General features: G+C 30.9%; 11 protein-coding genes. All 11 read left to right on the top strand.

The features are described from left to right. Positions 1–110: 110 nt before the first annotated feature. Positions 111–2,840, top strand: coding sequence for a molybdopterin-dependent aldehyde oxidoreductase (locus EG57_RS0208100; RefSeq protein ID WP_032076733.1), 2,730 nt, complete (start codon positions 111–113; stop codon positions 2,838–2,840). A 122-nt stretch (positions 2,841–2,962) separates the two neighbouring features. Continuing rightward, entirely contained in the window at positions 2,963–5,236 is a 2,274-nt protein-coding gene (locus EG57_RS0208095; protein ID WP_032076732.1) for a pyridine nucleotide-disulfide oxidoreductase/dicluster-binding protein, read from the top strand. Between the two features lie 2 nt (positions 5,237–5,238). Beyond that, positions 5,239–5,445 (top strand): DVU_1557 family redox protein, encoded by a 207-nt coding sequence (locus tag EG57_RS0208090; RefSeq protein WP_007062578.1) that lies wholly within the window; start codon positions 5,239–5,241, stop codon positions 5,443–5,445. Beyond that, positions 5,442–6,179 (top strand): DVU_1556 family methyltransferase, encoded by a 738-nt coding sequence (trsM, locus tag EG57_RS0208085; RefSeq protein WP_032076731.1) that lies wholly within the window; start codon positions 5,442–5,444, stop codon positions 6,177–6,179. Before EG57_RS0208090 ends, trsM begins: the two co-directional genes overlap by 4 nt. Next, positions 6,172–6,630, top strand: a complete 459-nt coding sequence (locus EG57_RS0208080; protein ID WP_029162570.1) for a DVU_1555 family C-GCAxxG-C-C protein — start codon at positions 6,172–6,174, stop codon at positions 6,628–6,630. The genes trsM and EG57_RS0208080 overlap by 8 nt, the downstream gene beginning before the upstream one ends. Next, positions 6,627–8,000, top strand: coding sequence for a radical SAM (seleno)protein TrsS (gene trsS, locus EG57_RS0208075; RefSeq protein ID WP_032076730.1), 1,374 nt, complete (start codon positions 6,627–6,629; stop codon positions 7,998–8,000). The genes EG57_RS0208080 and trsS overlap by 4 nt, the downstream gene beginning before the upstream one ends. Then, the gene (locus tag EG57_RS0208070; RefSeq protein ID WP_032076729.1) at positions 7,997–9,298 is read left to right on the top strand and encodes a DVU_1553 family AMP-dependent CoA ligase; all 1,302 of its coding nucleotides are present in this window, start codon (positions 7,997–7,999) and stop codon (positions 9,296–9,298) included. The genes trsS and EG57_RS0208070 overlap by 4 nt, the downstream gene beginning before the upstream one ends. A gap of 2 nt (positions 9,299–9,300) precedes the next feature. Next, positions 9,301–10,359 carry an XdhC family aldehyde oxidoreductase maturation factor gene (locus EG57_RS0208065; RefSeq protein WP_032076728.1) on the top strand — a complete coding sequence of 353 codons (1,059 nt, stop codon included), beginning with the start codon at positions 9,301–9,303 and terminating at the stop codon, positions 10,357–10,359. Continuing rightward, entirely contained in the window at positions 10,346–11,449 is a 1,104-nt protein-coding gene (locus EG57_RS0208060; protein WP_032076727.1) for a DVU_1551 family NTP transferase, read from the top strand. The genes EG57_RS0208065 and EG57_RS0208060 overlap by 14 nt, the downstream gene beginning before the upstream one ends. After that, positions 11,446–12,039 carry an alpha-ribazole phosphatase gene (gene cobC, locus EG57_RS0208055; RefSeq protein WP_032076726.1) on the top strand — a complete coding sequence of 198 codons (594 nt, stop codon included), beginning with the start codon at positions 11,446–11,448 and terminating at the stop codon, positions 12,037–12,039. The genes EG57_RS0208060 and cobC overlap by 4 nt, the downstream gene beginning before the upstream one ends. A gap of 19 nt (positions 12,040–12,058) precedes the next feature. Further along, complete coding sequence (locus tag EG57_RS0208050) at positions 12,059–13,933, top strand: sigma-54-dependent Fis family transcriptional regulator (protein ID WP_032076796.1); 1,875 nt, start codon at positions 12,059–12,061, stop codon at positions 13,931–13,933. Positions 13,934–14,110 lie beyond the last annotated feature (177 nt).

The following is a 14,110-nucleotide window of genomic DNA, read 5'->3' as shown; positions in this document are numbered from 1 at the left end:
GAAAACTCAGTAAATTAAATAAATTGAATTTGTGGCATGGATATTGCTAATAATAGTTAACAAGTAAGTAAAATTTTTTTATTGTTAAACAAAAATTAGGGAGGTACAGTATGTTAAAAAAGTATTTGATTGTTAATGGTGTTAAAAGAACTATTATAGCAGATCCAGAGACATCTTTGGCAGATGTTTTAAGAAAACAAACATTTCTTACTGGAACTAAAGTTGGATGTAGAAAAGGAGAATGTGGTGCCTGTTCTGTAATTTTAGATGGTAAAGTTGTAAGGTCTTGTATAACTAAAATTAAAAGAGTTCGTGATGAGGCAGAAATTACAACAATAGAAGGAGTTGGAGATCACAATCATCTTCATCCACTGCAATTAGCTTGGATGATACATGGCGCAGCACAATGTGGTTACTGTACTCCAGGATTTATAGTTTCAGCTAAAGTATTACTTGAACACAATAGCAATCCAACAAGAGAAGATGTTAGAGCTTGGTTCCAAAAAAATAGAAATGTATGTAGATGTACAGGATATGTACCATTAGTTGATGCTGTTATGGAAGCAGCAAGATTAATGCGCGGTGAAGTAACAAAAGAAGAACTATGGTATAAGCTTCCAAAGGGAGAAAGCTTATTAGGTTCAGATGCTATACGTCCTTCTGCTCTTGCAAAAGTAACAGGTACTTGGGATTTTGGAGCAGATTTAGGATTAAAGCTTCCAGAAGATACATTACACATTAAACTAGTGCAAGCTACAGTATCTCATGCAAATATATTGTCTATAGATACTTCAGAAGCGGAAAAAATGCCTGGAGTTTTCAGAGTTTTAACATATAAAGATGTACCTGGTACAAATAGAATAAACGGATTGGCTTTCCCTACAAATAAAGGTGATGGATTGGAAAGACCTATATTATGTGATAAAAAGGTTTTCCAATTTGGTGATGCAATAGCTATGGTACTTGCAGATACACCATGTCAAGCAGAAGCAGCTGCAGCAAAAGTAAAAGTTGAAATAGAAGAACTTCCAGCATATATGAGTGCACCAGCAGCTATGGCTGAAGATGCAATGGAAATTCACCCTGGAACACCAAATATTTATTTTGAATGTGGGACTATAAAAGGCGAAGATACAGAGCCTTTAATGGATTCACTAGAATATGTAGTTGAAGATGATTCATATGTAGGAAGACAACCACATCTTCCATTAGAACCAGATGTTGGATTTGCGTATATTAATGAAAATGGAAAGTTAATTGTACATTCAAAGAGTATAGGATTACACATCCACGCTGCAATGGTAGCAGATGGTATAGGTGTTCCACTAGATGACTTAAAGATAGTTCAAAATCCTACTGGAGGTACTTTTGGATATAAATTTAGTCCAACTATGGAAGGACTTCTAGGAGTAGCTGCATTATTAACAAAGAGAGTTGTATACTTAGAATTTAACATGTATCAACAAATTACTTATACTGGAAAGAGATCACCTTTCTTTATGCATCTTAAATTAGGTGCTGATAAGGATGGTAAATTTAAAGCATTAGAAACTGATTGGTCTTGTGATCATGGTCCATATTGTGAATTTGGTGATCTTGTAACTACAAGAGGTTCACAATTTATGGGTGCAGGATATAATATTGAAAATATAAGAGGAGAAGGAAGAACTGTTGCTACAAACCATGCTTGGGGTTCAGCATTTAGAGGATACGGTTCACCACAAAGTTTATTTGCTTCAGAAGTTTTGGTAGATAAATTAGCTAAAAAAATGGGAGTAGATCCTCTTGAATTAAGATATAAGAATGTTTATAGAGAAGGAGATAAGACTCCTACTGGTTGTGATCCAGATGTAATTGCACTTCCAGGTTTGATTGAAAAAATAAGACCTCATTATAAAACTGCTAAAGAAAAAGCTGCAGAAAAAAATGCTAAGGGCGGAAATATGAAATATGGAGTAGGAACTTCTTTATTGATTTATGGTTGCGGTCTTGATGGTCCAGATACTTCAAATGCATGGGCAGAATTAACTAAAGAAGGAGTTACTATAGGAAACTCTTGGCAGGATCATGGCCAAGGAGCTGATATGGGAACTTTAACTTTAGCTCATGAAACTTTAAGACCAATAGGAATAGCTCCAGAACAAATTAAATTACTTATGAATGATATGGAATTTACTCCAGACAGCGGTCCTTCAGGTGGAAGCCGTTCTAACGTTTTAACAGGAAATGCTACTAGAGTTGCCTGTGAAAATTTATTAGCAGCTATGAAAAAATCTGATGGTACTTACATGACTTATGATGAAATGGTAGCTGCAGGTAAAGAGTTAAAATATGATGGAAAATGGACAGCACCTTGTACAGCTCCAGATCCAGCAACTGGTCAAGGAAATCCATTCCCAACTTATATGTATGGTGTTCTATTGTCAGAGGTAGAAGTTGATACTACTACAGGAAAAGTTAAAGTAGAAAAACTTACTTTAGCGGCTGATATTGGAACTATAGTAAATAAGTTAGTATGTGATGGTCAAATGTATGGTGGATTAGCTCAAGGTATAGGTCTTGCTTTAAGCGAAGATTTTGAAGACTTAAAGAAACATGTTACACTTACAGCTTGTGGAATACCACAAGTAAAAGATGTACCTGATCATATAGAAATAATTTACCAAGAAACTCCAAGACCACTTGGACCATATGGTGCTTCAGGTAGTGGTGAAATGCCATTGTCAGCGCCTCATGCTTCTATAATAAATGCAATTTATGATGCTACTGGAGCGCAAATAACAAAATTACCTGCACGTCCAGAAAAAGTTTTAGCAGCACTTGAAGAATTAAAAAAATAGTAAAATATAATTAAAATTGACTCCCTAAAGGAATCAGAAACGATTAAATCCTATGTTTTAAGTGCCACGTACCTCTTTAAAGTTTCTGATTCCTTTTCATTTAAAGGAGGGGAAAGAATTTTATGGATTTAAATAAATTATTGAGCAAGCAGGACTTATGTATTGAAGATAGACCTTCAGCTTGTGTAGCAGCTTGCCCCCTGCACATGAATGTAAAAAACTTTATAGAGGAAATAGAAAAATCAGATTTTAAAAAAGCTTATAAGATTATGGCAAAAAAGGTTCCTTTTATAAGAATAATAGGTAATATATGTGATCATCCTTGTGAAAATGCTTGTGTAAGAAGCAAATTAGGTGGATCTATAAATATACATGAACTTGAAAAAGCCGTAGTGAAACTAGGCTTTTCTTCTAATAAGAGAGTTATTCCAATTCCTAAGAATGGGAAAAAGGTTGCAGTAGTGGGTGCAGGTATAAGTGGTATTACAGCTGCTTTTGATTTAGATAGAAAAGGTTATGAAGTTACTGTATATGAAAAAAGTGATAAAATAGGCGGAAGGCTTTGGGATTTTCAAGGAGAACAACTTTCAAAAGAGATTATAGAAGAAGAGTTAAAGGTAGTAAATAAAGGAAATATAAAAATGAATTTAAATCATCCAGTAGATCCAGTAGAAATAGAGAAAATATTAAGTATGTATGATGCAGTTTATATAGGAACTGGTTCTTGGGAAAAAGCTTTAAACATAGATATGGAAACTTTTCAAGTAGAAGATACTCCTCTATTTGCAGGTGGTAGAATTGCCAATAAAAACGATTCAGTTATATTTTCTATAAGTTCTGCAAGAAGAGCTGTAGTATCCATGGATAGATATATACAAAAAATTTCTCTTACAGTATCAAGGGAAAATGAAGGTGCTTATGAAACATCCTTAAGAATTAAATTAGATGATATAGAAAGTGTAGAAGCAATTAAAAAAACTTCTTTAGAATATAACGAACAGGAAGCCATTAAAGAAGCAGGCAGATGTATAAAATGTCAATGTAAAGAGTGTGTAAAAGTTTGTACTCATTTGCAAAAATATGATATTAAGCCTAAAAGTTATATAAGGGTGATAAACCATAATGAATCTATAATATTAGGTGATCACTATGCCAACAAAATGATAAATTCCTGTACTCTTTGTGGACTTTGTAAGGAAGCCTGTCCTTCAAGCTTAAATGTAAAAGATATAATACAAGAAACTAGAGAAAGTATGGTGCAAAGGGAAAAAATGCCTGTATCTGCTCATGATTTTGCATTAAAGGATATGGAGTTTAGTAACAGCAATTATTTTTCTATGGTAAAAAGCCAGCCTGGTTATGAAAAGGTAAAATACATGTTTTATCCAGGATGTCAACTTCCTGCTTCATCTCCAGAGTACATTGATAAAATATATAAATATCTTATGAGCAATTTAGAAGAAGGTGTTGGCATTATGTTAGGTTGCTGCGGTGCACCGGCTGATTGGGCAGGAAGACAGGATTTAATGCAAAAAAATATAGAAGCCATAAGAGAAAAATGGAACAGTATGGAAAAACCAACTTTTATTTTGGCTTGCTCCAGCTGCTGTAGTATATTTGAAAAATATATGCCAGATATAAGTTTTATTTCTCTATGGGAAGTTATGCAGGAAAAAGGAATTCCAACTGATAATAAAGAAAAAGAAAATTTGGTATTAAATGTTCACGATGCATGTACTACTAGATATAATAAAAAAATTCAAGATAGCATAAGAAATATAGCAAATTCCTTAGGACACAAGGTAGAAGAATTAAAATTTTCAAAGGAAAAGACTAAATGCTGTGGCTATGGAGGACTTGTATACTTTGCTAATAAAGAACATGCTAAAGAGTTTGCTAAAGATAGAATAGAAGAGGGAGATTTAGATTACTTAGTTTATTGTTCTATGTGTAAGGATTTATTTATAGATGAAGGTAAGAAAACTTTTCATATTTTAGATTTAATTTATAGTGATGATTTGGAAAAAGCTGCTTCAAGAAAAATGCCAACTCTTTCGAGCAGACATGAAAATAGAATGCTTGTTAAAAGAAAGCTGTTAAAAGAAATATGGAATGAAGAAGTAAATGATTTAGCAAAAGACTATAATTTAAAATTGACTATACCTGAAGATGTGCAAAATCAAATGGAAAATAGATTGATTTTGATTGAGGATGTAGAAAAAGCAGTGGATAATGCTGAAAGAAATAAAGAAAGATTTTTTAATCCACAAAATTCACATTATTTATGTAGACTTAGAATTATTAATGTGACTTATTGGATAGAATATGAAAAGAATGAAGATGAAATTTTAGTTAAAAGTGTTTATAGTCACAGAATGGAAGTAGTGGAGGAATAATTATGAAGATTAATAAAGACGAAAAAACTCCATGGATTTGTGATAAGTGCAATAAGGAATTAGAACTTAAACAAGTAAAAGTTCGCTATCTTGGAGGAAATTTTGAAGTAGAGCTTATGCAGTGTCCTGAATGCAAAATGGTAATTATAAATGAAGATTTAGCTTTAGGAAAAATGCTTGAAGTTGAAAAGGGGCTGGAGGATAAATGACAAATTGCTGTAATGCATATGAAAGTGAACATATGAGGAATATTACAGGTGCAACTTTAAGGCCTGGTGGATTTACGCTTACAGATAAAGCAGTAGAGTTTTGTAAATTTTCTTCAAATGATTCTGTAATGGATTTAGGATGTGGTATGGGGGCTACATTAAATCACCTTTATGAAAAATATAATATAAAGGCTGTAGGTATAGATCCTTCTGAAAAATTAATAGATATAGGGAAAAAAAATTATGGACATTTAAATTTTGTAAGAGGAAGAGGAGAAGAAATTCCTTTTGAAAATGAAAAGTTTAATGGAGTTTTTGCGGAATGTACACTTTCTCTTATGGAAAATTTAGATGGTGTCATAAGTGAAGTATTTAGGGTATTAAAAATTGGAGGATGGTTTGTTTCCACAGATGTGTATGCTAAAAAACCTGAATTCATAGATGAACTTCAGGGAATTTCAGTTAACAGCTGTATGAGAAGTTTGCATAATTTAAAATTGCTTAGAGAAAACATAGAAAAAGCTGGCTTTGAAATAATGCTTTTAGAAGATTGCAGCGATATGTTAAAGGCACTCATGGTTAAAACTATATTTTCTTATGGTTCCATGAGTGTATTCTGGAATAAGGCTGCACAATGCTCTATAGATGGTAATGAATTTCAAAATTTGTTAAAAAATTGTAAACCGGGGTATTTTATAATGATAGCAAGAAAGGTGGATGAATGTTGTGAATGATACTGCTTTTCGTATATATAAATTGGCTTCCAGCGGCTTTTGCTGCACTCAAATAATGCTTAAATTAGCACTAGAGGATGAAGAAAAAGAAAATACAGATTTAATAAGAGCTCTAAATGGACTTTGTGGAGGAATAGGAGCTGATAACAAAACCTGTGGCGTTTTAACTGGAGGCATAGCTGTCATAGGACTTTATGCTGGAAAGGGAGAGGCTACAGAGTATCGTAAAGAAAATTTTCAAGCTATGTTAAGTGAATATATAGATTGGTTTGAAGAGGAATTTGAAAGTACAGAATGTAGGGACATAATAGGAATACAAAAAATAACTGATGACAATGGAAATGTAAGTTATCCTGTAAAATGTGGGGACATACTAATAAAAAGCTATGAAAAAGTTCAGCAGATAATATTTAAATATGGTTATGAATTTGGAGATCGTGAAGATATATGAAAAATGTAATTTCTAGAACAGAAAGTCTATGTCCCGTTTGTTTAAAAAAAATAGAAGCAGAAAAGGTTTTAGAGGGTAATAAAGTTTACATGGAAAAGCACTGTTCAGACCACGGTAGTTTTAAAACTATTTTGTGGAAGGGAAGTATTCCAATGGAAAGCTGGATTAGGAATAAAGAAAGAGCTTATATAAAAAAGCCTTATACTAAGGTTGAAAAGGGATGCCCTTTTGACTGTGGTCTTTGCAGCGAACATAGGCAGCATACTTGTACAGCTTTAATAGAGATAACTGAAAGATGTAATTTAAAATGCAAATTTTGTTTTGCAGATTCTTATAAAGATAAGGAAAAAGACATTTCTATAGAAAAAATAAAATTTATGTATGAGAGAGTATTAGAGGCTTCTGGTGCATGTAATATACAGCTGTCAGGAGGCGAACCTACATTAAGGGATGATTTGCCTGAAATAATAGAGCTAGGAATAAATTTAGGCTTTAAATTCATACAATTAAATACTAATGGCATACGTATGGCACAAGATGAGGAGTATACTAAGAAGTTAAAAGAATCGGGACTTAGTTCAATATTTTTGCAGTTTGATGGTACAAATAATTTAATATATAAAAAATTAAGGGGATCAGAACTTTTAGATATAAAAATAAAGGCAATAGAAAACTGTAAAAAGTATGATATAGGTGTAGTATTGGTACCTACTGTAGTTCCTGAAGTAAATGTGGATAATATAGGAGAAATCATAAATTTTGCTTTGAACAATATACCTACAGTAAGAGGGGTGCATTTTCAACCTGTAAGTTATTTTGGTAGGGTACCAGCTATTCCTAAGGATGAAGAAAGGATTACACTTCCTGAAATTATAGAAAATATAGAAAAGCAGACAGAGGGTAAGGTTAAACTTGATAGTATGAAACCACCAGGTTGTGAAAATGCATTATGTTCTTTTCATGGTAATTATATATATAAAAATAAAAGTGAATTAATAAATGTTACAAATAATAAAAGTAGCTGCTGTTGTACAAATGAAAAGGCAGAAGAAGGCGCAAAAAAGGCAAAGGAGTTTGTCTCACGAAACTGGTCTTTTAGAAAAGCATCTGATTCAAATGTAAAAATAAAATCTAATAAAGTAAGCAGCTGGGATGAAATATTGTATAGTATAAGAAATTATTCCTTTAGTATATCTGGTATGGCTTTTCAAGATGTGTGGAATGTAGATTTAGAAAGAGTTAAAGATTGTTGTATTCATGTAGTGAACAGTGAAGGGAAACTTATACCATTTTGTATGTATAATATTACAGATGCAAATGGAAGTTACATTTATAGAAATTGCAAGGTTAATATGGAGGATGCAAAATGAAGTTGACACCGCTTGAAACGTGGATAGTAAGCGAAACAGAGATAAAAGAAAAAACTAGAGCGGATCTAGAAGAATATCAGTTGAGTAAAATAAAGAAAGTTATAAAGTATGTAAAAAAATATAGTGAATTTTATAGTGAATATTTGAAAGATATTGATGAAGCTGATATAAAATCATTTAAACATTTTCAGAAAATTTCTTTTACACTACCTGAATATATAAGAGAATTTTCTAATAAGTTTTTATGTGTACCTCAAAGAGAAATTTCTAGAATAGTTACATTAAAAAGTTCAGGAACAAGTGGAGAAGAAAAAAGAATATATTTTACTGAAAATGATTTAAAGCTTACAGTTGAATTTTTTAAGTATGGAATGAGATCTCTAGTAAATGAAAATGATAGAGTACTTGTTCTTTTGCCTGGTAATAGTTATGGTAGTATAGGTGATTTGCTAAAAAAGGCTTTAGATGAAATAAATATAGGGTGTTATGTATATGGAATACTCTCAGATTTAAAAGATGCTGCAGAGTTTATAAAAAATAGAAAAATAACTTGTATAGTGGGAATCCCAACACAAGTTCTTCATTTTTCAAGGATAGAAAGTGAAACCTTTAAAAATAATATAAGAAAAATTCTTTTAAGTACTGATTATGTACCAGAAACTTTGATAACAGAAATTACAAGTAAATTTCAATGCAAGGTTTTTACACATTATGGCATGACAGAAATGGGTTATGGCGGTGGAGTAGAGTGTGAAGCTCTAAATGGGTATCATATGAGAGAGAATGACTTGTATTTCGAAATAGTAGATCCTTATACAGGTGAGGTAGTAAAAGATGGAGAATATGGAGAGATAGTATTTACTACACTTACAAGAGAAGGAATGCCTTTGATAAGATATAGAACTGGAGATCTGGCACGTTTTAATATAGATAGTTGTGCTTGTGGCACTTTTTTAAAAACTATGAGCAGATCTCTTGGGAGAATAGAAAATAGATTTGAAGTAGGAGATAGTGAATTTATATATATGAGAGACTTAGATGAACTAATTTTATCTTATGAAGAGGTAATAAATTACAAAGTCTATGTCCAAGAGGGAAATTTAATATGTGTATATATTGCTGTAAAAAAAGAAGAAGATTTTTATAAAATAAAACAGATACTTGAAGGCAGTATAAAAGAACTTGTGTCAGCAAATAAAAAGAATTTAGATGTTTCTATAAGATACTTGAAAGAAACAGCTCAGGTTAAGAACAGTATGATAAAGCGTAAAATATGTGATTGCAGGAGGGATGGGTGACTATGAAAGACATATATGAATCTATGATTGAGCTTTTAGAAAGTAAGGAAGATTTTGTATTAGCCACTATTTTAGAAAAGCATGGATCTGCACCTAGAGAAGAAGGGGCAAAGATGATTATAAAAAGAGATTTTTCAATTGTAGGTACTATAGGTGGAGGTATATTTGAGGCTATGGCTATAAAATTATCTTCAAAGGTTTTTCAAGATGGATTTTCCATGGTTAAAAGTTTTTCGTTAACTAATGAAGGAGCTGCAGCATTAGGAGCAGCTTGTGGAGGAAATGTTAAACTGCTTTTAGAATATGTAGATTATAATGATAGTAAAATGGTGGATATATATAAAAGTGCATTTCAAATTAAAGTGAAGGGTGATAATTTTGCAGTTATAACTAAAATACCTAAAGAAGATATCAGTGTAAGGAAAATAGATAAATGGATTTGTGGTGAATCATCATTTTATGGAGAAGAAGATAACACAGTTCAGTTAATATGTAGGAGAATAAGAGAAGATTTTAAGAATATTGCTATGAAAAACGTTAATTTAGAAGGAGAACAGTATTTAATAGAACCTATTTTAAATAATGAAATTGTGTATATAATAGGAGCTGGACATGTATCACAAAAAATTGCACAGATAACTAACATGTTGGATTTCAAAACTGTTGTTATAGATGATAGAGATGAATTTGCAAATAGAGAAAGATTTAAAACTGTTGAAGAAGTAAAAGTAATTTCTTCATTTGAAAATATTCTACAACATATAAAAGTGAATAATAATAGTTATATTATAATAGTCACAAGAGGACACGCATATGATAAAGATGTATTATCACAGGTATTAAGAACTGATGCTAAATATATAGGGATGATAGGAAGTAGGAAAAAGAGAGAATTTGTTTATAATAGTCTTTTAAGCGAAGGATATACTTCAGAGGATTTAAAAAAAGTGTATAGTCCTATAGGTGTTTCTATATTTGCTCAAACTCCTGAAGAAATAGCAGTAAGTATTGTTGCAGAATTAATTAAAGTTAAAAGAGAGCCGCTTAATGAAAGAAGATAATTTTGGAGCTATAATTATATCTGCAGGATATTCTTCCAGAATGAAGGGGTTTAAACCCCTTTTGAAATTTGGAGAATATACTGCAGTAGAAAATGTTGTTAATACTTTTAAAGCTTCAGGAATTAATAATATTATAGTAGTAGTAGGGCATAGAGCGAATGAAATAATAGAAACCTTAAAGAATTCAAAAGTTAAATGTGTAAAAAATGAAAATTACTCTGAAGGCATGTTTTCTTCTATAGTAACAGGTGTAAAAGCTTTAGATAGTGAAATTAATGGATTTTTCATGCTGCCTGTGGATATACCACTTGTTAAATCACATACAATGCAAAGCTTAAAAAATAAATATTTGGAATGTGACAAAGGAATTATATACCCTAGTTTTAATAGTGAATTAGGTCATCCACCTCTTATAAGTTGTAAATATAATGAGCCAATAATAAATAGTAATGGAGAAGGTGGATTAAAGAGTATATTAGAAAGATATAAGGAAGATTCTACAGATGTTCCAGTTTTTGATAAAAGTATATTGATGGATATGGATACTAAAGAAGATTATGAAAAATTACAAGAATATTTTAAATTTAATTCGCCAGCTATAGAAGAATGTTATTGCATTTTAAGATTATATGGTGTACCTTATAATGTAATAAGACATTGTGAGGAAGTATCGAAGATTTCTTTGAAAATTTTGGGAAAATTAAACGAAATAGAATGTAATTTCAATAAAAATGTCATGAGAGCTTCAGCCCTTTTACATGATCTAGCTAGAAATGAAAAAGATCATGCTGAAGTAGGAGGAAAAATATTAAAAGATTTAGGCTATGAACATGTTGGAAAGATAATATCAACTCATATGGATATTGAAACACATGAAAATAGTGGAATTACGGAAAATGAAATATTATATTTAGCAGATAAACTCGTAAAAGAGGATAAATATGTAGAACTTCAGGAAAGGTTTTCTGAATATTCAATAAAGTTCCAATGTAATCCCCAAGCTTTAAAGAGAGTTAAAAAAAGGTTTAATGAAGCTGAAAAAATTCAACGAAAGATAGAAAAGCTAACAGGGGAAAAGTTTTATTTATGAATAGAAAAATTTATTTAATAAGACATGGAAAAATAAATATGGGTAGTGAGAAAAGATATATTGGAATTACAGATATACCACTAAATGCAGAAGGAGTTCTACAAGCAAAAAAAATTAAAAAATTTTTTTCTAACATACATTTAGAAAAGGCATATTTAAGTCCATTAACAAGATGTGTTGAAACTGCAAATATAATTTTAGAAGATAGAAATGTTGAAAAAGTTTTTGCTAAAGAATTGATAGAAATAAATATGGGAAAATGGGAAGGGAAGACTTTTAATCATATAAAAAATTATTTCCCAGAGCAATTTAAAGAAAGAGGAAGAAATATAGATAGTTTTACACCTGAAGGTGGAGAAAGTTTTAATGATGTTAGAGAAAGGGTTAAACATGTTTTGGAATCCATTATAAAAAATACGCATGGAAACATACTTATAATTGCTCATGCAGGAGTGAACAGAGTAATAATAAGCACCATTTTATCATTGCCGTTAAAACGTATGTTTGATATAGACCAAAACTATGGCTGCATAAATGAATTTTCTTGGGATATAGAAAATGAAAAATGGAAGTGGAGACAGTTATTATAGTTATAATGGAGGGGTTATAATGAATATACTTACTTCTAAGTCAGATATAGAACTTTCGCATGAGAGATGTGAAAGATTTAGCATTGATTTACATCAAGTTTATAGTAAAAAAATTATATCTCATGGAGAATTGCAGAAGAAATTTACGGATAACAGGAATTTAATAGTAACTGCAGCACCATATATGGAACAACTAATTAATTTTGTAAAAGGATTTAATTTTTTTATGCTTCTTACAGATGGGGAAGGATGTATATTAAATGCTATAGGTGATGAAAAGATACTTTCAAAAGCATTTTCTTTAAAAATGCTGCCTGGGGCTTTTATGAATGAAGAAAATATTGGAACTAATGCTATGAGTATGGTTATAAATAGCAGAAAGCCAATTCAAGTTTCAGGAAAAGATCATTTTATAAAAGCATATCATAATTGGACTTGTTCGGCAGCACCTATAAAAGATAGTCATGGACAACTTATAGGAGTTTTAAATCTTACTGGATATATTGAATGTGTACATTCACATACATTAGGAATGGTTATAGCAGCATCTAATGCTATAGAAGAGATGTTGAAGGTAAAAGAATATAATAGAATTCAGAATATAAATAATAAGCATGTAAAAAATATATTTAATTCTATTCCTGTTGCTATAATAACATCTGATATGAATGGAAAAATAAAAATTTGTAACAATAAGGCATTAGATATGTTTGGCAGTAATAGTATCAATAAATTAAAGGCATACGAAATGAATCAACTTATAGAAAACTGGAGTGAAATAAAAAATGCTATATACTTAGGTGAAAGTTTTTCACGAGAAGTAAATATAAGGACATTGAGAAACAACTTTAGATGTAATTTAATGGTTAGTTCAATATATAATTGTGAAGAGGATGATATTGAAGTAGTATATGTTTTTGAAGAAACTAAAAAAATAAAGAAGAAAAATGATGGTCAGGCTTATTATACTTTTGACAAGGTAATTGGACAAGATGAGAATTTTATGAAGGTTGTAGAATATGCTAAGAAAATTTCTGATAGCAAATCAACTATACTTATAATGGGAGAAAGTGGAACTGGGAAAGAGGTATTTGCACAATCTATTCATAATTACAGCAGCAGAGTCGATGGACCTTTTATAGCCTTAAACTGTGGAGCAATTCCAAAGCAGCTTATAGAATCTGAACTTTTTGGATATGATGAAGGTGCTTTTACAGGTGCTAAAAAAGGTGGTAATCGTGGAAAATTTGAACTAGCAGATGGTGGAACTATAATGCTAGATGAAATAGGAGAAATGCCTCTTGATATGCAAACAAAACTTTTAAGAGTTGTACAAGAAGGTGTAATAACAAGGATTGGAAGTTCAAGGTCTATACCTGTAGATGTAAGAATAATAGCTGCTACAAATAGAGATTTAAAAAAAGAGGTGGAACTTGGAAGGTTTAGAAAGGATCTATATTATAGACTTAATGTATTACCACTATTTTTACCTCCTTTAAGAGAAAGAAAGGGTGATATACCTCTTATTATTAGATATTTGATTAAAAATATATCAAAAAGATTAGAGAAGAAAGAACCTTCTATATCAGAGGAATGGTTGAAAGAAATTATTAGCTATAGCTGGCCAGGTAATATAAGAGAATTGGAAAATGTTGTTGAATTAATTATAAATACTGAATCTATCCCTGCAGGTTACTTCCAAAAGGGAAACTGCTATAATGAGGTATTGATAAATATTAGTGAGGATTCACTAAAATTGGATTTTGCAGAGAAGGAACATCTGATTAAAGTGTTAAAGAAATTTAAAGGGAATATTACTCATTCAGCAGAAGCATTAGGGATAAGAAGAAATACCTTATATAGTAAGATAAAAAAATATAATATAGAAATTTAAGTGTATTGCGACACAATATTAAAGAGCAATGAAAGTTTGTATTTTAAACTTTCATTGTTCTTTAATATTGTGTCATACTATGTTTACAATGAATCAAGTTGCTTCGAGGTGTCTTGACAAGTATTATGTAAAAAATGGAATTTAGTGTATGGCCACTGTTGTTAAAACAAAAATGCT

This window comes from Clostridium drakei (assembly GCF_000633595.2).
Lineage (GTDB): Bacteria > Bacillota > Clostridia > Clostridiales > Clostridiaceae > Clostridium_AM > Clostridium_AM drakei.
The sequence above is the reverse complement of the archived record's forward strand: the minus strand, read 5'-3'. Positions and strand labels throughout refer to the sequence as shown.

Coding starts and splice junctions, on each gene's coding strand:
- EG57_RS0208100 (WP_032076733.1), top strand. CDS start 111: ATGTTAAAAAAGTATTTGATTGTTAATGGTGTTAAAAGAACTATTATA.
- EG57_RS0208095 (WP_032076732.1), top strand. CDS start 2,963: ATGGATTTAAATAAATTATTGAGCAAGCAGGACTTATGTATTGAAGAT.
- EG57_RS0208090 (WP_007062578.1), top strand. CDS start 5,239: ATGAAGATTAATAAAGACGAAAAAACTCCATGGATTTGTGATAAGTGC.
- trsM (WP_032076731.1), top strand. CDS start 5,442: ATGACAAATTGCTGTAATGCATATGAAAGTGAACATATGAGGAATATT.
- trsS (WP_032076730.1), top strand. CDS start 6,627: ATGAAAAATGTAATTTCTAGAACAGAAAGTCTATGTCCCGTTTGTTTA.
- EG57_RS0208070 (WP_032076729.1), top strand. CDS start 7,997: ATGAAGTTGACACCGCTTGAAACGTGGATAGTAAGCGAAACAGAGATA.
- EG57_RS0208065 (WP_032076728.1), top strand. CDS start 9,301: ATGAAAGACATATATGAATCTATGATTGAGCTTTTAGAAAGTAAGGAA.
- EG57_RS0208060 (WP_032076727.1), top strand. CDS start 10,346: ATGAAAGAAGATAATTTTGGAGCTATAATTATATCTGCAGGATATTCT.
- cobC (WP_032076726.1), top strand. CDS start 11,446: ATGAATAGAAAAATTTATTTAATAAGACATGGAAAAATAAATATGGGT.
- EG57_RS0208050 (WP_032076796.1), top strand. CDS start 12,059: ATGAATATACTTACTTCTAAGTCAGATATAGAACTTTCGCATGAGAGA.